The 20505-nt window shown below is 60.8% G+C and carries 21 protein-coding genes and 2 pseudogenes; 9 read left to right on the top strand and 14 right to left on the bottom strand.

The annotated features are described in order from the left end of the window. Nucleotides 1-63: 63 nt before the first annotated feature. Nucleotides 64-1502 (top strand): annotated as a pseudogene (locus tag CWO89_RS10540) (IS1182 family transposase). Nucleotides 1503-1747: 245 nt separating this feature from the next. Here CWO89_RS10540 and CWO89_RS10535 read toward each other — a convergent pair. Next, the gene (locus tag CWO89_RS10535; RefSeq protein ID WP_130578556.1) at nucleotides 1748-2026 is read right to left on the bottom strand and encodes a hypothetical protein; all 279 of its coding nucleotides are present in this window, start codon (nucleotides 2024-2026) and stop codon (nucleotides 1748-1750) included. A 437-nt stretch (nucleotides 2027-2463) separates the two neighbouring features. Here CWO89_RS10535 and CWO89_RS10530 point away from each other — a divergent pair, with 437 nt between their 5' ends. From CWO89_RS10530 to CWO89_RS45795, 3 genes are all read left to right on the top strand, one after another. Further along, nucleotides 2464-2748, top strand: coding sequence for a hypothetical protein (locus tag CWO89_RS10530; protein WP_130578555.1), 285 nt, complete (start codon nucleotides 2464-2466; stop codon nucleotides 2746-2748). A gap of 248 nt (nucleotides 2749-2996) precedes the next feature. Beyond that, a complete protein-coding gene (locus tag CWO89_RS10525; RefSeq protein WP_130578554.1) occupies nucleotides 2997-3299 on the top strand; it encodes a ParB/Srx family N-terminal domain-containing protein in 303 nt (100 codons plus the stop codon). Continuing rightward, nucleotides 3272-3439: a hypothetical protein gene (locus tag CWO89_RS45795; protein ID WP_165421086.1), complete on the top strand. Its 168-nt coding sequence runs from the start codon at nucleotides 3272-3274 to the stop codon at nucleotides 3437-3439. The genes CWO89_RS10525 and CWO89_RS45795 overlap by 28 nt, the downstream gene beginning before the upstream one ends. Before the next feature lie 85 nt (nucleotides 3440-3524). On the opposite strand, the gene CWO89_RS10520 is transcribed toward CWO89_RS45795, so the two are convergent. The 3 genes from CWO89_RS10520 to CWO89_RS10510 all read right to left on the bottom strand — a co-directional run bounded on the left by CWO89_RS10520 (nucleotide 3525) and on the right by CWO89_RS10510 (nucleotide 4409). After that, nucleotides 3525-3773, bottom strand: a complete 249-nt coding sequence (locus CWO89_RS10520; protein ID WP_130578553.1) for a hypothetical protein — start codon at nucleotides 3771-3773, stop codon at nucleotides 3525-3527. A 150-nt stretch (nucleotides 3774-3923) separates the two neighbouring features. After that, nucleotides 3924-4115 (bottom strand): hypothetical protein, encoded by a 192-nt coding sequence (locus CWO89_RS10515; RefSeq protein ID WP_130578552.1) that lies wholly within the window; start codon nucleotides 4113-4115, stop codon nucleotides 3924-3926. A 99-nt stretch (nucleotides 4116-4214) separates the two neighbouring features. After that, nucleotides 4215-4409, bottom strand: a complete 195-nt coding sequence (locus tag CWO89_RS10510; protein WP_130578551.1) for a hypothetical protein — start codon at nucleotides 4407-4409, stop codon at nucleotides 4215-4217. Between the two features lie 294 nt (nucleotides 4410-4703). Here CWO89_RS10510 and CWO89_RS10505 point away from each other — a divergent pair, with 294 nt between their 5' ends. Further along, complete coding sequence (locus CWO89_RS10505) at nucleotides 4704-4889, top strand: terminase small subunit (RefSeq protein ID WP_130578550.1); 186 nt, start codon at nucleotides 4704-4706, stop codon at nucleotides 4887-4889. 310 nt (nucleotides 4890-5199) lie between these two features. Here the strand turns inward: CWO89_RS10505 and CWO89_RS48815 are convergent, their stop codons facing one another. Further along, complete coding sequence (locus tag CWO89_RS48815; RefSeq protein ID WP_283813527.1) at nucleotides 5200-5331, bottom strand: hypothetical protein; 132 nt, start codon at nucleotides 5329-5331, stop codon at nucleotides 5200-5202. Between the two features lie 495 nt (nucleotides 5332-5826). Between CWO89_RS48815 and CWO89_RS10495 the strand changes: the two are divergent. After that, nucleotides 5827-5994: pseudogene (locus CWO89_RS10495) on the top strand (JAB domain-containing protein); the annotation flags it as partial. A gap of 154 nt (nucleotides 5995-6148) precedes the next feature. Here the strand turns inward: CWO89_RS10495 and CWO89_RS10490 are convergent. Both CWO89_RS10490 and CWO89_RS10485 read right to left on the bottom strand, forming a co-directional pair. Further along, on the bottom strand, nucleotides 6149-6889 hold the full coding sequence (locus CWO89_RS10490; protein ID WP_130578548.1) for an SDR family NAD(P)-dependent oxidoreductase: 741 nt from the start codon (nucleotides 6887-6889) through the stop codon (nucleotides 6149-6151). After that, nucleotides 6886-7818 (bottom strand): NAD-dependent epimerase/dehydratase family protein, encoded by a 933-nt coding sequence (locus CWO89_RS10485; protein WP_130578547.1) that lies wholly within the window; start codon nucleotides 7816-7818, stop codon nucleotides 6886-6888. The genes CWO89_RS10490 and CWO89_RS10485 overlap by 4 nt, the downstream gene beginning before the upstream one ends. Before the next feature lie 91 nt (nucleotides 7819-7909). Here CWO89_RS10485 and CWO89_RS10480 point away from each other — a divergent pair, with 91 nt between their 5' ends. Further along, on the top strand, nucleotides 7910-8806 hold the full coding sequence (locus tag CWO89_RS10480; RefSeq protein WP_130578546.1) for a LysR family transcriptional regulator: 897 nt from the start codon (nucleotides 7910-7912) through the stop codon (nucleotides 8804-8806). A 113-nt stretch (nucleotides 8807-8919) separates the two neighbouring features. On the opposite strand, the gene CWO89_RS10475 is transcribed toward CWO89_RS10480, so the two are convergent. Next, the gene (locus tag CWO89_RS10475) at nucleotides 8920-12786 is read right to left on the bottom strand and encodes a DUF4082 domain-containing protein (RefSeq protein ID WP_130578545.1); all 3867 of its coding nucleotides are present in this window, start codon (nucleotides 12784-12786) and stop codon (nucleotides 8920-8922) included. 201 nt (nucleotides 12787-12987) lie between these two features. On the opposite strand from CWO89_RS10475, the gene CWO89_RS10470 reads away from it, so the two are divergent. Beyond that, the gene (locus tag CWO89_RS10470; protein ID WP_130578544.1) at nucleotides 12988-13185 is read left to right on the top strand and encodes a hypothetical protein; all 198 of its coding nucleotides are present in this window, start codon (nucleotides 12988-12990) and stop codon (nucleotides 13183-13185) included. A 214-nt stretch (nucleotides 13186-13399) separates the two neighbouring features. Here the strand turns inward: CWO89_RS10470 and CWO89_RS10465 are convergent, their stop codons facing one another. Further along, on the bottom strand, nucleotides 13400-13774 hold the full coding sequence (locus CWO89_RS10465) for a hypothetical protein (protein ID WP_130578543.1): 375 nt from the start codon (nucleotides 13772-13774) through the stop codon (nucleotides 13400-13402). A gap of 306 nt (nucleotides 13775-14080) precedes the next feature. Here CWO89_RS10465 and CWO89_RS10460 point away from each other — a divergent pair, with 306 nt between their 5' ends. After that, nucleotides 14081-15748, top strand: a complete 1668-nt coding sequence (locus CWO89_RS10460; RefSeq protein ID WP_130578542.1) for a methyl-accepting chemotaxis protein — start codon at nucleotides 14081-14083, stop codon at nucleotides 15746-15748. A 321-nt stretch (nucleotides 15749-16069) separates the two neighbouring features. Here the strand turns inward: CWO89_RS10460 and CWO89_RS10455 are convergent, their stop codons facing one another. The 5 genes from CWO89_RS10455 to CWO89_RS10435 are packed head-to-tail and all read right to left on the bottom strand — an operon-like array spanning nucleotide 16070 to nucleotide 20405. Beyond that, complete coding sequence (locus CWO89_RS10455) at nucleotides 16070-16738, bottom strand: protease inhibitor Inh/omp19 family protein (protein ID WP_394567347.1); 669 nt, start codon at nucleotides 16736-16738, stop codon at nucleotides 16070-16072. A 46-nt stretch (nucleotides 16739-16784) separates the two neighbouring features. Further along, nucleotides 16785-17771: a 2-hydroxyacid dehydrogenase gene (locus CWO89_RS10450; RefSeq protein WP_165421085.1), complete on the bottom strand. Its 987-nt coding sequence runs from the start codon at nucleotides 17769-17771 to the stop codon at nucleotides 16785-16787. After that, a complete protein-coding gene (locus CWO89_RS10445; protein ID WP_130578540.1) occupies nucleotides 17771-18559 on the bottom strand; it encodes an ABC transporter permease in 789 nt (262 codons plus the stop codon). Before CWO89_RS10445 ends, CWO89_RS10450 begins: the two co-directional genes overlap by 1 nt. Further along, nucleotides 18556-19365, bottom strand: a complete 810-nt coding sequence (locus tag CWO89_RS10440) for an ABC transporter ATP-binding protein (RefSeq protein WP_130578539.1) — start codon at nucleotides 19363-19365, stop codon at nucleotides 18556-18558. The genes CWO89_RS10445 and CWO89_RS10440 overlap by 4 nt, the downstream gene beginning before the upstream one ends. 20 nt (nucleotides 19366-19385) lie before the next feature. Beyond that, entirely contained in the window at nucleotides 19386-20405 is a 1020-nt protein-coding gene (locus CWO89_RS10435; protein WP_130578538.1) for an ABC transporter substrate-binding protein, read from the bottom strand. Nucleotides 20406-20505: the final 100 nt, after the last annotated feature.

Raw genomic sequence — 20505 nt, 5'->3', positions numbered from 1 at the left:
TCCCTGGCTGTGTGAAAACGCTGACCGCTGGTATGATTCTCTCGTGATTCTGCGGGGGAATTGATGAGGCGCTTCGTTGAGGAGGCGGATCGAGGGCAATGGACGCTGTTGCCCGAATGCCTCGATGATTTCATTGATGAGAGCAACCCTGTTCGCGGGATCGACGTGTTTGTCGATGCGCTCGATTTGGCTGAGATGAGCTTCGAAGGGGTTGAGCCGGCGGCGACTGGTCGGCCGTCATACCACCCCGCGGTTCTCCTCAAGCTTTACATTTACGGCTATCTGAACCGGGTTCAGTCGAGCCGGCGGCTCGAACGAGAAGCCGGACGCAATGTCGAGGTCATGTGGCTGCTGGGTCGGCTCGCTCCTGATCACAAGACGATCGCGGACTTCCGCAAGGACAATGGCCTGGCGCTACGCAAGGTATGTGCGCGTTTCGTCGAACTCTGTCGTGAGATGGGCCTTCTGGCGACGGCGAGCGTCGCCATCGATGGCAGCAAGTTCAAGGCCGTGAACAACCGGGACAAGAACTTCACACGGGCGAAGGTGGAACGGCGGCGCGCCCAGCTGGAGGAGAGCGTCGCGCGCTATCTGAGCCAACTTGATACCGCCGATCGACAGGAACCGACGGAGGCGCTGGCGGCGAAGGTAACAAGGCTTACCGAGAAGCTGACGAAGCTGAAGGAGGAGATGGGCAAGCTTGCCGTTTACGAGAAGCAGATGCTCGCTTCGCCCGACCAGCAGATCTCTCTGACCGATCCCGACAGCCGTTCGATGGCGACGAGCGGCCGTGGTTCCGGCGTCGTCGGCTACAATGTGCAGGTCGCCGTGGATACCAAGCACCATCTGATTGTGACGCATGAGGTCACGAACAGCGGCTCAGATCGGGCTCAACTGGCCAATATGGCCAAGCAGGCGAAGGCTGTTCTAAAGACCGAGACGCTCGAGGCCGTTGCCGATCGCGGCTACTTCAGCAGCCTGGAGATCCTCGCGTGCCACGAGGCCGGCATCACGGTAACTCTGCCCAAGCCGCAGACGTCGGGCGCCAAGTCAGATGGCCGCTTCGGCAAACAGGACTTTGTCTATTTGCAGAGGAGGACGCCTATCGCTGTCCAGCTGGGGAGCAACTGCCATATCGCTTTACGAGCGAGGAAGACGGCAAGCGGCTACGGCGCTACTGGACCACAGCCTGTCAAGATTGTTCGCTTAAATCGCAGTGCACGACAGGGCCAGAGCGGCGGATTCCCCGATGGGAGCATGAGCATCTGCTCGAAGCTGTGCAGCAGCGCCTTGATGCAAATCCACAAGCCATGCGCCAGCGTCGAGAGACAGTCGAGCATCCGTTCGGCACGATGAAGGCCCGCATGGGGGCGACGCACTTCGTGACTAAAACGCTTCCAAAAGTAGCCGCTGAAATGGCACTCTCGGTCCTGGCCTATAATCTGACACGGGTCATGAACATCGTCGGGACCAAACCGCTGATCGCTGCAATCGCAGCCTGAGACCCACTCGGGTTTTTGCTCCCAATACCGACGTCCCTCTCAAGCCGTTTTTACACGACCAAGACCCGTAGCAGACATTCGACGAGCAAGCGGCGACCGATTGCTCGGCGCTGCTTTCCTGTGAAATCAAAGCTGCAAGCGGAAAACATGGGTTAGGGGGCGCGCCGCGGCAGTTTAAACTTGGCCAATTGCCCCCCCTTATTCGACCGCACGTCGATGCGCGGTCCATTGCTCGCGCTCGGCCTCTATTTCTTGGGAGGCGGTTGTCCGGTGGTGTGGTCTTCGACCTTACCTTCGCTCTTGAGCTTTGCGGCCCTGTCCTCATTCTTCTTTGCAGACTCTTCCTTATCGCGTGGAGTGGCGCACTCCGAGCCGGCCTTGAGATCGCCCCTGACCTGAGCCTCATCGGCTGAGTTCTGCTGGGGTTTGTCCTGCTGAAGCTTGTCCCCGCATTGCTCGGCCGATGCGGTGAGGGCGAAGCAACCCAAGGCCAGCGCGAATGCGATCGCGATCAATCGATGCATGGAGGTCCCCTTGAATGTTGGGCCTACTCTACGCCGCAGAAAGCCTCGGGCCCGGCGTGCATAGAACCAAAAAAACTCCGGAAGGTTCCGGTTAGCCGGGTCGCCGTCTCTAATCGGCCTATGCTCACATCCTTTGGAACTACGAGCTCGTTCCGCAAGTGATCCGACACTAAGCGCGAAGTGCCAAGTGCCTTCAAGATGATCGGATGCGGCGCTTAATTCCGGTTATGGCCCATCAGCGAAGTGGCGACACCCCTCATTGAGGTCCGCTTACTGGGGCGGAGCGGGGCCAGATTTGCTCACTCTGAGTTCTTCGCATTTTGACCCGTAGCGGAAGCGGCATTCGCCGACATTCAAGCCTCACTTAAAGTTTCAATATTGGCCGCTGACTGCGAGCGCGCTTTCGTGTTATGTTCAACCCAAAGTAGGAGTCCGGAATGGAAGACCTTATTTTGGCTTTTGTGACGTTCGCTGCTTCGATCTGTTTTTTAAACCATCTCGCACACGCTGGGATGGACGCATTTGTGATTGTCGTGGCTCTCGTCTCGATGCCTGTTGTCGGCTATCTTGCCTACGAGCGGGGGCGTAGTCAGCGGCGTTGGGTGTGGATCGCTGCGGCTATCGGGCCCCTTGCCATCCCATTGCTCTACTTCTTGCCGCAACATCCAGCCTCAGAAGAACGGATAATGCCCGTCGGTAAGTCATCGGCTTGGCTCTATTGAAAGCCCTAGAACCTTCGTGTTGTTGAAAACGCTTGTCCGCTTCTGGCCCGTACGCGACTAGCCAGCCCCTCGGCCTCACGTCGACTCTTTGGGGTAGACCGGACTTGGTCGCGATGCGGACAAAAAGCAACTGGGCTGGACTTGAGCGACAACGATCGTACTGTCGCCGAGTATGATTGTGAGTGAGCCGCTCTGATGACCGTGCCGTTTCCGGCAGATGACGCAGGCGCGGTTCCGTTGCCAGCCTTGTGCCATTCGCCAAGAACGCGCGGACGCACTCGGCAACGCAGATTGCGCAGATAGCGGCCAACATTGAGGAATGGGACTGGACGACGCCGCTCCTGGTCGATGAGGACGGCGTCATCATTGCCGGGCATAGTCGCGTCCTCGCCGCGAAGAAGCTGGGCATCCGGGAAATCCCGGTCATGACGACGCGAGGTTGGACTGAGGCGCAGAAGAAGGCCTATGTGCTCGCCGACAATCAGCTCCCGATGAATGCCGCTGGGATCAAGACCTGCTGCGCATGGAAATTCGCGAGATCGAGGCGCTGAACTTCGACATCGGCAAGATCGGTTTTGACACCGATGCGCTGGCCAAGCTGTTCGATGTTGGTGAGGCGGTCGAGCGCGAGGAGCGGCAGCGTGACGGACTCGGCGAGGCTGTGATCCAATTCAAACATCGTGTTCGATGATGCCGATCAGCAGGACGCTTGGTTCAAGTTCGTCCGCAGCTTGAAGCAGATGTATCGGAACAACGATACGCGGGGCGAACGGTGCTCAAGCTTCCCGACTGAAGCCGTCCACCGCCAGCGTGATCTTGTGCGCGGTATGGTCAATGGTGATGCAGTTTATCCTTGCCGGAGCGCCGCCGGTCCTGAAGAACAGTTTGTGGCCGAGCTTTAGCTCGGCGTCGACGCGGTGGTGCCCTTTGATAAGCATGCCGTCGAGGTTGGTCTCGCCGACTTCAATGCCGGCTTCGTTCACGATTGTTCGGATCATGGCTTCGTTCACGATTTTTCGGATCATTTCGCCTCTGTGATGTGTTTCAGCGCCGCTGCTATGGTGCGCAGTCATCCAACCTATGCCGGCTCCTCGCGTTCCAATCTTGGCCAGCAAGTCCTCAGCGAAGCGAACCGTCACCGCGGCATTGTTGTCGTCGCTGGCGTGGGCCGCCGGCTATAGGCGGAGGGCTTGCATGGCCCCGGCCTCGTCTGAAAGGGCGCGCTGCGGACTACCGAACTGGTCTATCGTGATCCATTCGCGGTCAAGTGTCGGCTCATAGAGATCGAAGCCGTCAGGGCTGGAAGCAACGACCGGCATCTCCGGATCGAGCTTCTGTAGCTCATCTATCAGGTCTTTGACTTTCATGGGGTTGCTCGTTGGTGGAATTCGCCGCGGTGCCGGATCGTTTGAGGACCTTGGCTATTATAGCCTCACTTGTCTGAAGCGTTACGCTCGGCGAGCGCATCAAGCTGTATGTCGCAGAGAACTTGCCGGATGCCTGAAGAAGACCTCAAGGTTGACAGGTTCGCCGGTGTCTTGCCAGACCAGCTTTTGACCGAGGCTAGCCGCCACCGCGATGCGGTGGTGTCCGCCGACCAACGTGCCGTCACGCGTTGCCTTGGCGACGATCTCGCCGGCTTCGTTCACAATGTTTCTCATGTCCCCTCCGTGTTGCTCTTGTGTGCAACGGCCGGGGCGCTCCAAGTTTGGCCATAATGGCCTCGCAGTCCTGCGTCGTCAGATACAGCAGTAGCTCAGCCCAGCACGGCGGCCATGAGTTTGACAATGGCCCCGCGGGCGCTGACTTTCGGCATCAGCGCCTCCAGTTCAACGCCCCGGTCTTGTTGACGTTCCTATAGACCGGGCAACCGCTCTGCGCCCAACCCTCGCCGGCGACATAAGGTGATGGCCGGCCTTGGTTACGATTGTGCTCTGCGACGCTGATGCTGACCAATGCGCGTCCTCTCCAACACCAAGCAAGAGCGCTTTGCACAGGAACTCGCCAAGGGCAAAACGGCAGATGAGGCGTACCAACTGGCGGGCTGCAAGCCCAACCGGGGCAACGCGACCCCAAAAGCAAGTCAAAGCATTTCTGATCGTGTTGCAGAGCTCCTGGAGCGCGGAACCAAGCGCGCCTGATTTTCGCATTTCTGAATGGGGCCGCTCGGAGCGGTCAATGGCGGGTTGGATTGTTTGGCGACGGTCTCCGCAAAGCGGGACTTCCAGAGTGACGCGCGCCGTTTCTCAGCCGTTCTCGCTTCGGTTATTCCCCTCTCGCCGCACTCGGCCGCGACCGCGACTTCCGGTCTTGGCCCTTCTCAGAAGTCGGATGTTTGGCGAACGTCCGCTTTGCGCCACAACCGGCCGTTCGCTTAATTCGCCACCGCGGCGTCTATTCTGAGCCGTATGTGATTACTGCGCTGGCGCTGCGATGGTCGGGACTGTTTTCTCATTCAGCCGCCAGGGCGGTTACCCAGCTGAAATCATAATGCATGCTCAATGCTTTCATCGCGACGACTGCACCCAGAACGCAGATCATCTGCAATAGCCTCCTCGTCGAGAAAACCTTGTTGAACAGCATCATATGATCTTCCGCTTTTGCTCAGTCATATTGTCAGCGAGCCGGCTGGCATGGACCTAGCGTCGGTGGCCTAGACGAATCCCAAGCTTGAGCGCTTTCTGCCGCAGCGAACCCACGCTACGTTTTGTAAGCTTCGCGATTTTAACGACGGGTGTTTTCGCCCTCGAATGCGCACGCAACTCCTTCACATCGGCTTTGGTGTACTCGCGACGCACGACCGTCCTCTTTACTTTTTTAGGCACTCAATATTCCTTGATTGTGAGGCCGCCTTAGTACCACGGATAGCTTGAGCAGCAAGCGTCATCAGCTTTAGACGAGATGGATATCGATTCGGAATCCGTGCTACACCGTGATCGTGGAGTCTCGTGAAAGCAACTGCATGACACTTCGGGTTTATCACGATCTGTAACGAGGAAACTAACCCCAATTACATACCCCTTCCGAACTTAGGAAATCACTAGACGCTTGCTTCTAAATGAGATTCTTCCTTCAAGTATGTTGATGCACAACCATCCTTCCGGCGACCCGACGCCCTCGCAGGCCGACATCCAGATGACCAAGGCGATCATCGATATCGCCAAACCGCTCGGCATCTCCGTGCACGACCACATCATCGTCGGCAAGAACGGCCACGCGAGCCTGAAGGGGATGCGGCTGATCTAGGCTCGTGACCATCGCCACCATCGCTGGCGCGCCGCCGAGCTTCGCGGCGCCTGCAGCGATGAAGGCTTGCGCGAGCAGGATTCGGAGGGGCCAGTCGGCGACGCGCTATGCTGTCGAGAAAGCGCGGAAGCGCTTGAAAAGCTATCTTCTTCCCTCAGAGCCGCATCAGGCCACCGTCGACCACCAGCGTCTGCCCCGTGACGAAACGCGCATCGTCGCTGGTGAGAAAGGCGACTGGGCCGGCGATGTCGGCGGGTGCGCCGAGCCGCTTGATCGCCTGCATCATGTACACCTGCGCCTTCTGCTCGTTGGGCATTCCGCTTGCACCCTCGGTGTCGGTGATTCCGGGATGGACGGCGTTGACGATGATGTTGTGGGCTGCGAGCTCATTGGCGAGCGCGCGCACCAGGCCGACCATCCCCATCTTGGAAGTGACATAGTGGGAGAAGCCCATGCCGGGGGGCGTCACCATGGCAACCGCATCCGAGCCGATCGCGACGATCGCGCCACCCCCCGCCTTGCGCATCAGCGGCACGATCGCGCGGGCGCCGAGCAGATGCGCATCGAGGTTCACCGCCAGAACGCGCCGCCATTCCGCCGCCGTCATCTGATCGAGCGTCGCCAAAGGATAGATGCCCGCGGCGTGGACGAGGATGTCGACGCGACCGAACGCTTGCTCGACCTGGCGAGCGACCTCAGCCCAATCGGCGTCGCTGGTTACGTCGGCAGCGATCGCAATGGCTCCGTTGCCAATCGCCCGCGCCGCATCCGGGGCATTCTCGCGATTGACGATCACGACCTTGGCGCCTCTTTCGGCGAGAAGGTTGGCGATGCCGCGGCCGATGCCCTGTCTGCCGCCGGTCACGATCGCGATCTTGCCTTCATGCGTATTCATACATTCGCTCCTGCCTCGGATTGCGCGTTTGCGAGCGCGCGCAGGCGCGGTTCGCCGACCTCTGACAACATGTCGAATTGGGTGGGTTGCCAGCCCAGCTCAGATCGTGTCCGCGGATCGCGCGAGCGGCTGCATGCCGACTGAAGCAGCACGCCGAATGGATCGAACACCTCGGCCGCTTCGTCCATCGCCAAGCTGCGCGTGCCGACGCCCAAGTCGCGCGCCACCGCCTCGGCAATCCAGCGGTACGGTATCTCGCCGGCGACCGCGTGATAGAGCGCACCGCCCTGCCCGCGTTCGATTGCGAGGGAGAACAATCGCGCCAAATCGGCACTGTGGACATTGGAATAGGCGGCAAGTCCCGCGCCGATGTAACAGGCGGCACCCGTGAGCGCGACGGAGCGGTAGACGCCTGCCACAGGCCCGTTGTCGCCAGGTCCCCAGATCACCGGCGGCCGCACCACCATGCTGCGCAGCCCGTTCTCGGCTGCGGCCCGCACAATCCCCTCCGCCTCGACCCTTGGAAGCGCCAGTGGCTCCGGCACGAAGGGATCGTCTTCGGCGAAGCTATCCGCGCTCCATGCCCCACCGGTACGCTGCATGAAGACGCCGGTACCCGACAGGAAGATCAGCGTCTTGCCGCTTCCGGCGAGCTCGTCGCACAGCTTCCGTACGACGGCCGGCTCGCGATCAAAGGCGATCTGGGCAGCATAGACGACCGCGTCGGCCGAACGTGCCGCGGCGAGCACCGGGGCCATGTCTGTGTCGAGATCACCGCGAATGGTCCGGACGCCCGCACCTCCCAACGCAGTCTCGGCGCGATCGGACCGAGCGAGCCCCAGCACGTCGTGGCCTTTCGCAACGAAATGCCTCGCGAGGGTACTTCCGACAAACCCTGACGCTCCGATGATGAAGATATTCTGTGACATGGCGGCTCCTTCACCCTCTGGTTAAGGGCTCCCATGTCCCCACATAAGCCTATATTAGCCGATACCATGTATCGTCAGGACCGATACTTGCATGTTGGACGGGGTCTCGCTTGATCACCTGCGCACGTTCGTCGCCGCCGCGGACAACGGCAGCTTCTCGGCGGCAGGCCGCGCGATCGGCCGCGCGCAGTCCGTCGTGAGCCAAACCATCGCCAATCTGGAGGCGCAGCTCGGCATCACATTGTTCGAGAGGATCGGCCGCTACCCTCGACTGACGGTGCACGGAGCAAACCTGCTCGCCGACGCGCGCCGCGTGGTGACTGGTGCCGACGCGCTGAAGGCTAAGGCGCGAAGTTTCTCGGCCGGCTTGGAGCCCGAGCTGTCCATCGTTGTTGACGTCATGTTTCCTCAGCGGTGCCTTACCGATGCGCTCGGCAGCTTCAAGCAGCGCTTCCCGTCCACGCCGCTCAGACTCCACATCGAGGCGCTGGGCCGCGTCGCGGAGCTCGTGCTCAACGGTCAGTGCAGCCTCGGTATCACAGGCACACTTCCATTCCTTCCCCCAGGGCTGACAGCCGAACGTCTGTTCAGCGAGCAAATCGTGACGGTGGCCGCTCCAGGGTCGCCTCTGACCGGCAGGCAAGGACCCGTTGCGCTTCGGGATGTGCTGGATGAAACACAGCTCGTGCTCACCGATCGCTCCTCGCTCACGAGCGGGGTTGATTATGGCGTGCAGGGGAAGAACATCTGGCGGCTTGCCGATCTCGGCGCGAAGCACGCTTTCTTGCGTGCCGGGCTTGGATGGGGGCACATGCCGCTCTGGCTGATCAGCGAAGATCTGGCGGAGGGTCGTCTCGAGCGCATCGAACTGGAAGGGCCATCGGCGGGCATGATGCCCTTCCAAGCCGTCTACCCTGCCGATCGATTGCCTGGTCCCGCTGGAAGGTGGCTGCTGGAGCGATTTTCCTCCACCGGTCAAACGAGCTAGCACATGATCCGAAAGGAGCGGCGATATGGAATGGACATCCGATCAGGACCTAGAGCCTGGTACCATTGGTTGAGCCGGCAGCCGGTTCACTTTGCATTTCCCGCTTGTCATCTTTACGGCCCAGCGCCGGCGACGAACAGCACGTCGACCCAGTAGTTATTGGCGTTGAAGGTATTTGTCGGGAAGCTGCTGCTGGTGCCGTAGACATAGACACCATTGCCCCCGCTGCTCGTGCTGGCCGGCGCCGTAAGTGCGCCGCTGATATGGTCGGCGGCGAAATAGTTGGGGTCCGCCGAATAAAAGCCGTTGCAGTGATAAGAAGCGACGTAGATCGTGTTGGCGGTCAATGCCACCGGTGTAGCGAGATTGACAGTTTGCCAGCCGCCGGGGGTCTCGTTGGCGGATGTTGCGCTGGCTAGCAGGGTCCCGGTCGCAGTCCATAGGTTGACGATATGCGGACCAGTGTTCTGCGGCCCTTTGTAAAAGAGAATTGCAAAGACGAGGCCGCCGGCCGACGTCTCGAACTTGACCCCGAGTTCGACCGCATTTGAATCATTGACCGTGATGTTTGCCGGGGTGGTCGTGGCGGTGAAGAGGCTGATGGCATTGGATGGGATAACAGTCAGTGAGACGGTTGCCGAGGCTGTCCCTCCGTGGCCGTTGGTGATTGTGTATGTGAAGTTCGCCGCTCCGAGGTAGCCGCTGGTCGGCGTGAAATTGACCACCTGCGTCGTTGCATTGTAGCTGACGGTTCCGTTGGTCGGGGTGCCGACGCTCAAGATCGACAGGGCAAAGCCGTTGGGATCCGAGTCATTGGCCAGAATCGTAGCGGCAGGAATGGCAAGGACAGTATTCTGAAGCGTTGTAAATCCGCTGTCGTTGTTCGCAACGGGAGGTAGGTTTCCGGTGGCATTCGGGTTGAAAAGTACATCGACCCAATAGTTGCTTGCGTTGAAACTGCTAGTCGGGAAGCTGCCGCTGGGGCCGTAGGAGAAGACTCCGTTGCCGTTGCTGCCGGCGCTGTTAGGGGCCGTGAGCGGCCCACTGGTATGGTCAGTGGCGAAGTAGGCCTCGTCCACCGAGTAGAAGCCCTTGGTGTGATAGGACGCGACATAGATCGTATTGGCGGTCAAGGTCACCGGTGTGGGCAAACCCACGGACTGCCAACCACTCGCGGTTTCGTTGTTGGATGCTGCACTGGCCAGCAGGGTACCCGTCGAGGTCCACAGATTGACGACATGCGCGCTTGTGTTTTGCGGACCCTTGTAGAAAAGAATTCCGAGGACCTGGCCGGCAACGGATGTCTCGAACTTGACCCCGAGTTCGACCAGGCTGGGGTCGTCCACTGTAATCGTTGCCGGTGTCGTCGATGGTCCGAACAGGCTGACGGTGCCAGCACTCACGGTCAGCGATACAGTTGCGGAGGCGGTGCCGCCATGGCCGTTGGTGATTGTATAAGTGAAGCTGGCTGCCCCAAGGTAACCGGTCGTCGGTGTGAAGCTAACGACTTGCGTTGCTGCATCGTAGCTCACCGTTCCATTGACCGGGCTGCTGACGCTTGAGATGGATATTGTGTAGCCATTTGGATCCGTATCATTAGCCAGGATCGAGGCGGCCGGAATGGACAGGACGGAGTTGGGAAGGGTGACAAAGCCTCCGACGTCATTCGCGATGGGTGGAAGGTTCCCGGTTCCACCAGCGCGGTTGAGTACCAAATCGACCCAGTAATTGCCGTTCAGATTTGAGCTCACGGGAAAAATGCTCGTCGATCCATAGGCAAATACACCATTGACGCCGGCGGCCGGTGCGCGCAGCGGACCCGCGCTCCGCGTATTGAGAAAGTAGTTCAAGTCCGCCGAATAGAGGCCCGTAGCGGTGTGGTACGACGCAACGTATGTGGCGCCTGCATTGACAGTGACCGGAGTCGGAAAATTGACCTGCTGCCAGCCGCTTGACGTTTCGCCGGAGAAGGCCGCGGTTGCAAGCAACGTTCCGTCGGCGCTCCAGAAATTGCCGACGTGCGGCCCGGTGTTGAGCGGCTCCTTGTAGAAACGGATACCGCTGACAGTGCCGGCAGAGCTGATCTGCACTCGGATACCAAGCTCTATTGCCAAGGGATCGTTGGCGAGTACCACAAACGGCGCATCAGCAGGCGTGAAAAGGCTCACGATCGCTGCAGGTACAACGCTTACGGTTACACCGGCGGCGGGTGTCTCCATATTGAGGCTGTCGTCGACAGCACGGGACTTGATTGTGAATGTGCCCGGCTGCAGTGGCCACCACGTGTATGTCCAGTTCGTGGTGCCTGTGGCCGGGTGCCAGGTCGTTCCGCCGTCGGTCGAGACCTCGACGACCGCAACCAGCCCGCCGACATCGCTCGCGGTGCCCGAAATCGTCACCGCTTGCTGCTGGACAAGGCTTGCACCCGAAGCGGGAGTAGAGATCGTCGAGACCGGCGGCGTGTGATCCGTTGATGCGCTGGCGGCAACGAGGTTCGTCTGCAGGGTTTGCGGCTGCACGCCCATGTCCGCAAACAGGTTCACCATGGCCTGCTGTACGTTCGGATCTTCGGGCGTCGGTCCCACACTGCCAAGGTTGCAGTAGTCGTGCGTCGTGTCGAGGCCAAAAGACAGGAAGACCGTTCCCGTACCGAACACGATTGCCCCGCTCGGTGCGCGATACAGGACGAGATTATGTGTCGCAGTCCGGGCGCCGGTGGTGTTGCCATAATCGAGCAGATAGGTGTCCACCGGAAGGACCGTCGATGACACTGCAATCAATCCGCCCGGCCGGAAGCCGTTGTCTGGCGCTTCGTCCCATTCGTAGCCAAGCATGCCGATTGCCAGAGAGTTGGTCGTGCCGGCTTGCACCGCCGTATTCCGCCAGAATCTGAACTGTGCGAGGTTCGAGGGAATCGTGATCGTGTCGCCGCGAAATGAATCCACCTGGAAGATGGTGCCGGTCAGCGCATTTTCAGGACGTCCTCCATCGGACGGAGGGCTGAAGCTCGGATCGCGCCAGGTGCCGGTCCACTCCGGCGACGGATCGATTTTTGCGGCGGCGTGGGTTTCCTTGTAGCAGACGAGAATGCGGTTCGCCGTACCGTTCGCATCCGCTTCCCATCGCGTTTTCCAGTAAACCTCGTTGCCGCTCATGAAGATGAGGTGCACGCCCGCATCACGTGCGGCCTCTACATTGGTCCGGAGATCGCCGGACCAATATTCATCGTGTCCGACCGACATGAACACCCTGTAGTTCGTCAGCGGAATGTTGCCCGGCCCCGCGTCGACGGTTGAGATGTAGGTCACATCGTATCCGTTTCGCTCGAGCCAGCGAATCGCTGCATACTCCCCGCTGAACACGAAATCCTGCGGGCCAGCATATAGCCCAATACCGTCACGTGTGCCGAAGGGCCGGTTGTAGCTGACTTTGAAAGCGCGCCCGTCACCACTCTGCGTCGCATTTCCTCCGTACAGGCTTGCACCGCCCCAGCCGTTGTAGGCATGCCATGTCGTGTCGGAGGTCTTGAAGACGATATCCCGCGCCGCACCGTCATTGCGGACGACAAAGGTCATATGGCTTTCGCCGGCTGTCGTGTCCTGACGGACAAGCTTTGCGATATACACGCCGGAGACCGCCGTCGCGGGGACGGTCCACGTGACGGTGACGTTCCAGTTGGCGGCATCGTACAGACCGATCGAAGGATCACCGTCCGGTTGCGACGGCTGGATCGACGCGGCGTTCTGCTGAATGGACGTTACGAAACGAGCGCCGTCGCCGCCGTAATAGCCAAGGCGATAGATGTCGATCCGGTAGTTCGTCGAATCGGTATTGATCTTGAAGCCGATCTGGCTTCCACTATTGACGCTGATGCTGGTGGCGAAGCCTTCGATATTGGTGGCTGCCGGACCGCTGAGGTCCCACACTGCTTGAGAGGTGCCGGTGTTCTGGTTTTCGATAACGATTGGATTTTGTGCCATTTGCTAGCATCTTTGCTGTGAGAAACGTGACTGCAATAAATCGTCGCCTGCAAAGCTTGGTATCGAATCACCACTCGAGCGTTCATCGACCGACGTTCACAATCTAGTGCAATTGCGATGGCGTCGTGACAGCGTGTTCGATTGATGAGAAACTGGCAGCGGCCCCGGAGATTGGCCGATCAATCAGGGAGCGTTGAGCCGATGACGGAAGAGCAACGTCCGACCTGGACAGAAGGCAAGACCTGGTTGTATCGCGGTTATCAGGTCACGCACGCTCGTGACGGAAAAAGCGTGGAAGTTCGCAAAGGCAACGGGCCGCCGATAAAAAGCCTTGCTAAACCGGTCACATACAAGGACGTGACAGATTGCATCGACAGACTCCATCCCTCGGCGCCCTGACGAGATTCCCTGGTCGGAGTACATCGGTGCGGTGATCGTGTGTGAAGCCTCGAGAGAGAAACGCTAGGATCGTTCGCATCGCCGAAGACACAGATGGAAACATCGGGCATTAAATAGAAACAAGTGGAAACATAGAAACAAACCCGCCCGGCCCTCGGAACGGCGAAGCAGGCGACCCTCTCCTTCAAGTGGTGCCCGTGATGCGGCGGCGGTCTTACGGCGCAACCCAGCGTCGCACCGCATCCATCGTATCGGCGGGCGAAGTGTTGAAGCAGATGGAGGCCTCCGGCGCCAGCCGGTGCACGAGGTTGATGATCTTCTCGAACAGCAGCAGTTGCTCGGCGGGCTCGCGCAGGCCCGCGCCGATGACGACGCAGTCGAACCGTTTCGACTCCAGCGCCATGGCCACCACCCGCTCGGCGGTATCGCCAAGATCGACCAGACAGGCTTCCGCCTGATAGCCGTGGGTGCGCAACTGATCGATCTGCGCGTCGATATAGTTCCTGATGAGTTCCGGCGTGAGCTGCGGAAAGGCGCTGAAATCCGCGAATGCGGGATCGATGCCGATTGCAAGCACGGTCGTCGCCATAATCCGCTCCTGGTCGGAAAAAGACAGATCGAGACATCAACAGCCAACGCCGCGCACGCCAAGGGCGTTCCTCGTCCCAGCACACGGACAGGTGACGGAAAGAAAGCGCCGATTAGCAGGGGTTTACGTCTTCGGCCGCAACGCAATATCGGAGCTCGGCGATTTTGTCAGCGGTAACCGGATGTTTAAGGGACCATTCACACCATGCTGAGAAACTTCTGGTGACTTTTGGAATTTTGATTCGCCGACCGTGAATACCTGATCGACAATTTCATCGCCTGGCCCCCCAACGCAGGAACCCCACACATGTTCGGAAGCCGGAAATCGCGTGCCGGTGACATTGCCAAGACTGCCGCCGACGTCATCACTGCCAACCTGATGGTCGCGGATGCGTCACTGACCATCACCTACATGAACCGTGCGGTGATAAAGCTGCTCACCGACGCGGAAGCCGACATCCGCAAGGAGCTTCCGGGCTTCTCGGTCGCCAAGCTGATCGGCGGCAGCATCGACATGTTTTACAGGGATTCCGCCCAGCGGCACCTTCTGGGACAGTTGAAGTCGCCGCACCGGGAGACCATCAGGTTCGGTGGCCGCGCCTTCGATCTCATGATCACGCCGCTGACCACGGACGACGGGCAGCGCGCAGGCTTCGCCGTGGAATGGTCCGATGCTTCGATCCGGCTGCAGAACCTGGACTTCCGGGCGCAGACCACGGCCATCGGCCGCGTCCAGGCGGTGATCGAATTCAATCTCGACGGCACTGTCATCACCGCCAATGAGAATTTCCTGCGCGCGCTCGGCTATTCGCTGGCCGAGATCCAGGGCAAGCACCACAGCATGTTTGTCGAGGCATCATTCCGCGACAGCCCGAACTATCGGGAGTTCTGGCAGAAGCTGAACCGAGGCGAGTTCGAGACCGGTGAGTTCAAGCGGATCGGCAAGGGCGGCAGAGAGGTCTGGATTCTCGCGTCATACAATCCGGTGTTCGATGAGAACGGCAAGCCGTTCAAGGTGGTCAAATTCGCCACCGACGTGACCGAGCAGAAGCTGCGCAACGCCGATTTTGCCGGCCAGATCGCGGCCATCGACAAGTCGCAGGCCGTGATCGAGTTCGCGATGGACGGCACGGTAAGAACGGCGAACGCGAATTTCCTGAAGACGCTGGGCTACACGCTGCACGACATCCAGGGCCGTCACCACAGCATGTTCGTCGATCCCGCCGAGCGTGACCTGCCAGCCTATCGGGAATTCTGGGCTGCGCTTAATCGCGGCGAATACCAGACCGGTGAGTTTCGCCGTGTCGGCGCCGGCGGACGCGAAGTCTGGATCCAGGCCTCCTACAATCCGATCATGGATCTCAACGGCAAGCCGTTCAAGGTCGTCAAATACGCCTCCGACGTCACCGCCCAGGTTATCGCGCGGCTGAAGAGCGAGCGCGTCCGCGGCATGATGGAGCAGGTCGCGGCCGGCGCCGAGGAATTGAATGCCTCGGTGCGCGAGATCTCGGAGGCGATGGTCAAGTCCAAGGAAACGGCTGCGGCCGCCACCGACCATGTGCAATCCGCCGACCACCAGGCGCAGCGGCTGACCGCCGCGGCCGCCTCGATGAGCGGCATCCTGCAGATGATCGGCGACATCACCGGCCAGATCAACCTGCTCGCGCTGAACGCGACCATCGAGTCCGCACGCGCCGGCGAGGCCGGCCGTGGCTTCGCGGTGGTCGCCGCCGAGGTCAAGAACCTGGCCAACCAGGCCAAGCAGGCGACCGACAAGATTGGCGTCGAAATCGACTCGCTGAATGGCATTTCCGTCGACGTGGTCACTGCGCTGGGCACGGTCCGCCGGTCGATCGAGGCGGTGGGCGAATATGTGACGTCGACGGCGGCCGCGGTCGAGGAGCAGAGCGTCGTCACCGGCGAGATGTCGTCGAGCATGCAGCGCGCCGCCAACGAGGCCACCGCCATCGGCTGATAGCAGCGGATTACCAACGGCTCAGATCGAAGACTTGCCGTATCGGCGGTGGATGCTGCACTCCCTCTCCCGCTTGCGGGCAGGGCTATCGCATATAGCTGTTTGATGGCTGTGAACGAGGCGGGCCTCATGGTTCTCCGAGCGATGCGCAGCATCGTCTCGAGACGCGCCGCAAGCGGCGCTCCTCACCATGAGGGTCTAAGATTCCGCCGCGAAATCAGACCTCATCCTGAGGAGCCCGCCAAAGGCGGGCGTCTCGAAGGATGGGCCGCGAAGGAACCGCCGCCGACTCGACCAAATCGCATCACGCCATAGCGGCTGCTACTGGTCGCGCAGCATGATCAGGGGGTCGGCGCTGTCGGGGACCTTGCGCCACTGCGCATTGTCGTCGGCCTCGAACTGCCAAGTCTCGCCCTTCTCGGACATCAGCAACATCTGGCCGTGATCGAGCCGCCAGACCGTCGGCGCGAACGCCGTCACCGCCGGATCGCATTTCGGCTTCAAGAAGACCTGGAAATTGTCCTGACCGGCTTCGGTATTGGTCAGCGTCAGGCCGCAGATCGCCTGTCCGTTGCCGCGCACCATCGACCAGTCGCCGATCATCTGGTCCATCGACTTGGCGAGCGCGCGCGCCGCGGCGAGGTTTTGCAGGATGTAGACGCCCTCGCCGGTCCGATGCCCCTCAAAGATGCCGCTCTCGACCTCAGTGAAATCGATCACCGGTTCGCCAACCGCATTCTGCAGCCGCACGATGTCGAGGCCCTTGATGTTCCAGGCGGCGATGTCCTTGGTGAAAGGCAGGGCCGCCGGACAGGAAGGCTCGAGCTCGAGCTTGAGGCCTTGGGCCGCGGCATCGCCCTTCAGCGTGACGACGCAGGTCTTGCTGCGCTCGGTGGTCGCAAGCTCCCACTGCCCGATCATTTCCTTTTTCAGCGACGTGGCATCCTGGGACGACGCAGGTCCAGCGCCGCCGGCGATTGCAAGCAGCATTGCCACCACGACGCTGAAACGGCGGACTGACATCGACTATCCCTGATCAACGTCCCTTTACCGGGGTTTCCGCGACGGGCGTGAGCGGCGGCTTGCCGGCGAACCAGCTTTTGAGATTGTCGACCACGAGCTGGTCCATGGCATTGCGCGTTACCACGGAAGCCGAACCGATATGTGGCAGCACCACGACATTCTGCATCGACTTCAGCTCGTCCGGCACGTTGGGCTCGGTGGCGAACACGTCGAGACCGGCGGCCAGGATGGTCCCCGATTTCAACGCCGCGATCAGCGCCGGCTCGTCCACGACCGAACCTCGCGCGACGTTGATCACCACGCCCCGCGGGCCGAGCGCCTTCAACACATCGGCATTGATCATCTTCGCGGTGGAGGCGCCGCCGGGCACGATCACGACAAGCGTATCCACCGCCTTCGCCATCTCGATCAGGTCGGGATAATGCTGGTAGGACACGCCGGCCGCCGGATTGCGCGAATGATAGACGACCGGAACGAGCGAAGCCTCGAGCCTGCGGCCGATCGCCTGCCCGATCCGCCCCATGCCGACGATGCCGACCTTGCGGTCGCGCAGCGAGCCGACGCTCAAGGGATAGTTCTGCGTCTGCCAGAGGCCGGAGCGCACATAGCGGTCGGCCTTGATGAATTCGCGCAGGGTCGCGATCAGGAGGCCCATGGCGACGTCGGCGACCTCCTCGGTCAGGACGTCGGGCGTATTGGTGACGATGATGTTGTGCTCGCGCGCATAGGCGGACTCGACATGGTCGTAGCCGACGCCGAAGCTCGCAACGAGCTCGAGCTTCGGGAATTGCGCCAGCACGGTCCTGTCTGTGGACACGGTGTGATAGGTCACGGCCATGCCGCGGATCTTGGCCTTGGTCTCCGGCGTCAACCGCTCGAGATCGGCGCGGTTTTCGGCAGTGTGCAGGATGAACTGATCGGGAAAGCCGTTCTGCAGAATGGGACGGATCGGCCCGTAGACCAAAAGGTCGATCTTGTCAGAAGAGATAGTTGCAGCCATCAGCTTTCCTTTCCAAGCGCGCTCTCGTGCCAGCGCCGCAATACCAGGTGCGAAATTAGCGCCAGCACCCCATAGATGACAATCCCGGCGACCGAGAGCAGGAACAACGCCGCGAACATACGTGGAATGTTGAGACGATAGCCGGACTCGGCGATGCGGAAGGCGAGACCGGAGCCTGCGCCCGCGGTGCCGGCCGCGATCTCGGCCACGACCGCGCCGATCAGCGACAGGCCGCCCGCGATCCGCAATCCTCCGAGGATGAACGGCAGCGCCGCCGGCAGTTTCAGAAAACACAAAGTCTGCAGCCGCGTCGCGCCGTAAAGCTGGAACAGCCCGGCGAGGTTGCGGTCAACGGAATTGAGCCCGAGCGTGGTGTTGGACAGGACTGGAAAGAAGGCGACGATCCAGGCGCAGACCACCACGGCGGTCTGTTGCTGCAGATAGATCAGAAGCAGCGGCGCGATCGCAATCACCGGCGTGACCTGCAGGATCACCGCATAGGGGAACAGCGAATATTCCAGCCATTTCGACTGGTTGAACAACAGCGCCAGCGCGATGCCGCCGATCGCGGCCGCCACAAAACCTTCCAGCGTGGTCAGCAAGGTGACGCCCAGCGATTGCGACAGCACCGGCCAGTCGCCAATCAGGGTCTGAAACACCGCCACCGGCCCCGGCAGTACATAGGGCTGGATATTGTTGATGCGAACGATCGCTTCCCACAGCACGACAGCGGCCGCGAAGACGACGACCGGCAACAGCAGGCGGACCGCATGCAGCGAGGACTTCATACGCCGGCCTGTCCCGCATAGGCCGGCGCCAGCGCGCCCGAAACCTGGCGGCAGAAGCCGGCATATTCGGCGGAGGTGCGGAATTCCTCGCCGCGCGGCTCGGTCGCGCTGATGCGAAACTCCGCACCGATCCGCCCCGGCCGCGCCGTCATCACGATCACGCGCTGCGAGAGATACACCGACTCGAACACCGAATGGGTGACGAAGATCACGGTCTTGTGCAGCTTGCGCCAGAGCGCGAGCAGATCGTTGTTGAGGCGGAAACGCGTGATCTCGTCCAGCGCCGCGAATGGCTCGTCCATCAGGAGAATATCGGGATCGGTGACCAGCGCCCTGGCCAACGAGACCCGCATCTTCATGCCACCGGACAGTTCGCGCGGATAGGCCTTGGCGAATTCGGCAAGCCCGACCTGCGCCAGCGCCTCGTCGATGCGCGCATCCGCCTCGCCTGTCGGCGCATGGGCAAGTTTCAGCGGCAGGCGGACATTTTCGCGCACGCTCGCCCATGGCATCAGGGTCGGCTCCTGGAACACGAAACCCATCGGGTGATGGCCGCGCATTTCCGCCGCGAGAGGCGAGACGCTGACCGTGCCGGCGGTCGGCGCGGCAAGGCCCGCGATCAGCCGCAGCGCGGTGGATTTGCCGCAGCCCGACGGCCCGACCAGCGACACGAACTCGCCGCGCCGGACGTCGAGGTCAACGGGCCCGAGCGCCGCGACGCCGGTGTCATAGACTTTCGTGACGCCACGCAGGCTCACCGCAAGCGGGGAGCCGGCGTCCAGTTCGCTTGAGGCTTGCTCGGCCATCACGAGAGCAATCTTCGTGCTTACTTCTTCGGCCGCAGGTCGAGCCCGACGCCCTTGTTGACGAAGCGCAGCGTATAGGCCTGGCGGAAGTCGATATCGGAGCGAACGACGCCGGCCCGCACCATCTTGTCGAAGAAGCTCGCCATCCGTTCGTCGGTCATGGCGCCGATGCCGTTCTTCAAGGAGTCGCCGGAATCGACGATGCCGTATTCCTTCATCTTGTCGATGGAATAGCTGAGCAGTTCGTCGGTCATTTCCGGATTGAGCTTCTTGATCATGGCGTTCGCAGCGGCATTGTCGCCGTAGAGATAGTTGTACCAGCCGATGATGGAGGCGTCGACGAAGCGCTGGACGAGATCTGGCTTCTTCTCGACCATCTCGCGACGGGTCTCGATCAAGGTCGAATAGGTGTTGAAGCCGTAATCGGCGAGCAGGAAGATTCCGGGCTTGAAGCTTGCGGCCTTCTCCACCGCGAACGGCTCCGAGGTGACATAGCCCTGCATCGCGCTCTTCTTGTCGACGATGAAGGGTTGCGGGTTGAAGGTGTACGGCTTGACCTTGCTCTCGCTGAATCCGTATTCGGATTTCAGCCACTGGAAGTAGGTCGTCATGCCCTCCTTGGAGACGAGCAGCGTCAGCGGCTTCAGATCCTCGAGCTTGGTTGCCTTGATGTCAGGATGGGTCAACAGCACCTGCGGGTCCTTCTGGAACATCGCGGCGACGGCGACCAGCGGCACGTTGTTGGTGACCGCGTCGAACGACTGCAGCGAGTTCGCACTCATGAAGAAATCGATCTTGCCGGCGATCAGGAGGATGCGATTGTTGTTGTTGGGACCGCCGGGAACGATGGTGACTTCGAGGCCATATTTGTTGTAGGTGCCGTCGACCAGCGCCTGGAAGAAGCCGCCATGCTCGGCCTCCGCGACCCAGTTGGTGCCAAACGAAACCTTGTCCAAGGTCTGGGACCTTGCCGGCGCAAAGGCCGCAACCAGGGCGAAAACGGCTATAGTTAACGCTCGCAGCAAAAAGGCCCGCTTCATGGTTGGACTCCGTCGCTGGTTATGGCCCATGATGGGTGATGGACGCCGAATGCGCCCGCGGCAGGGCCGGCAAATTACCTCGCAAATCCGCGCAAAGGAA

The organism is Bradyrhizobium sp. Leo170, assembly GCF_004296405.1.
Lineage (GTDB): Bacteria > Pseudomonadota > Alphaproteobacteria > Rhizobiales > Xanthobacteraceae > Bradyrhizobium.
Note: the sequence above shows the minus strand (reverse complement) of the source record. Positions and strands in the feature narration are given on the sequence as shown.

Coding starts and splice junctions, on each gene's coding strand:
- CWO89_RS10535 (WP_130578556.1), bottom strand. CDS start 2,026: ATGCATCGATTGATCGCGATCGCATTCGCGCTGGCCTTGGGTTGCTTC.
- CWO89_RS10530 (WP_130578555.1), top strand. CDS start 2,464: ATGGAAGACCTTATTTTGGCTTTTGTGACGTTCGCTGCTTCGATCTGT.
- CWO89_RS45795 (WP_165421086.1), top strand. CDS start 3,272: ATGGAAATTCGCGAGATCGAGGCGCTGAACTTCGACATCGGCAAGATC.
- CWO89_RS10520 (WP_130578553.1), bottom strand. CDS start 3,773: ATGATCCGAAAAATCGTGAACGAAGCCATGATCCGAACAATCGTGAAC.
- CWO89_RS10515 (WP_130578552.1), bottom strand. CDS start 4,115: ATGAAAGTCAAAGACCTGATAGATGAGCTACAGAAGCTCGATCCGGAG.
- CWO89_RS10510 (WP_130578551.1), bottom strand. CDS start 4,409: ATGAGAAACATTGTGAACGAAGCCGGCGAGATCGTCGCCAAGGCAACG.
- CWO89_RS10505 (WP_130578550.1), top strand. CDS start 4,704: ATGCGCGTCCTCTCCAACACCAAGCAAGAGCGCTTTGCACAGGAACTC.
- CWO89_RS48815 (WP_283813527.1), bottom strand. CDS start 5,331: ATGCTGTTCAACAAGGTTTTCTCGACGAGGAGGCTATTGCAGATGATC.
- CWO89_RS10490 (WP_130578548.1), bottom strand. CDS start 6,889: ATGAATACGCATGAAGGCAAGATCGCGATCGTGACCGGCGGCAGACAG.
- CWO89_RS10485 (WP_130578547.1), bottom strand. CDS start 7,818: ATGTCACAGAATATCTTCATCATCGGAGCGTCAGGGTTTGTCGGAAGT.
- CWO89_RS10480 (WP_130578546.1), top strand. CDS start 7,910: ATGTTGGACGGGGTCTCGCTTGATCACCTGCGCACGTTCGTCGCCGCC.
- CWO89_RS10475 (WP_130578545.1), bottom strand. CDS start 12,786: ATGGCACAAAATCCAATCGTTATCGAAAACCAGAACACCGGCACCTCT.
- CWO89_RS10470 (WP_130578544.1), top strand. CDS start 12,988: ATGACGGAAGAGCAACGTCCGACCTGGACAGAAGGCAAGACCTGGTTG.
- CWO89_RS10465 (WP_130578543.1), bottom strand. CDS start 13,774: ATGGCGACGACCGTGCTTGCAATCGGCATCGATCCCGCATTCGCGGAT.
- CWO89_RS10460 (WP_130578542.1), top strand. CDS start 14,081: ATGTTCGGAAGCCGGAAATCGCGTGCCGGTGACATTGCCAAGACTGCC.
- CWO89_RS10455 (WP_394567347.1), bottom strand. CDS start 16,738: ATGCTGCTTGCAATCGCCGGCGGCGCTGGACCTGCGTCGTCCCAGGAT.
- CWO89_RS10450 (WP_165421085.1), bottom strand. CDS start 17,771: ATGGCTGCAACTATCTCTTCTGACAAGATCGACCTTTTGGTCTACGGG.
- CWO89_RS10445 (WP_130578540.1), bottom strand. CDS start 18,559: ATGAAGTCCTCGCTGCATGCGGTCCGCCTGCTGTTGCCGGTCGTCGTC.
- CWO89_RS10440 (WP_130578539.1), bottom strand. CDS start 19,365: ATGGCCGAGCAAGCCTCAAGCGAACTGGACGCCGGCTCCCCGCTTGCG.
- CWO89_RS10435 (WP_130578538.1), bottom strand. CDS start 20,405: ATGAAGCGGGCCTTTTTGCTGCGAGCGTTAACTATAGCCGTTTTCGCC.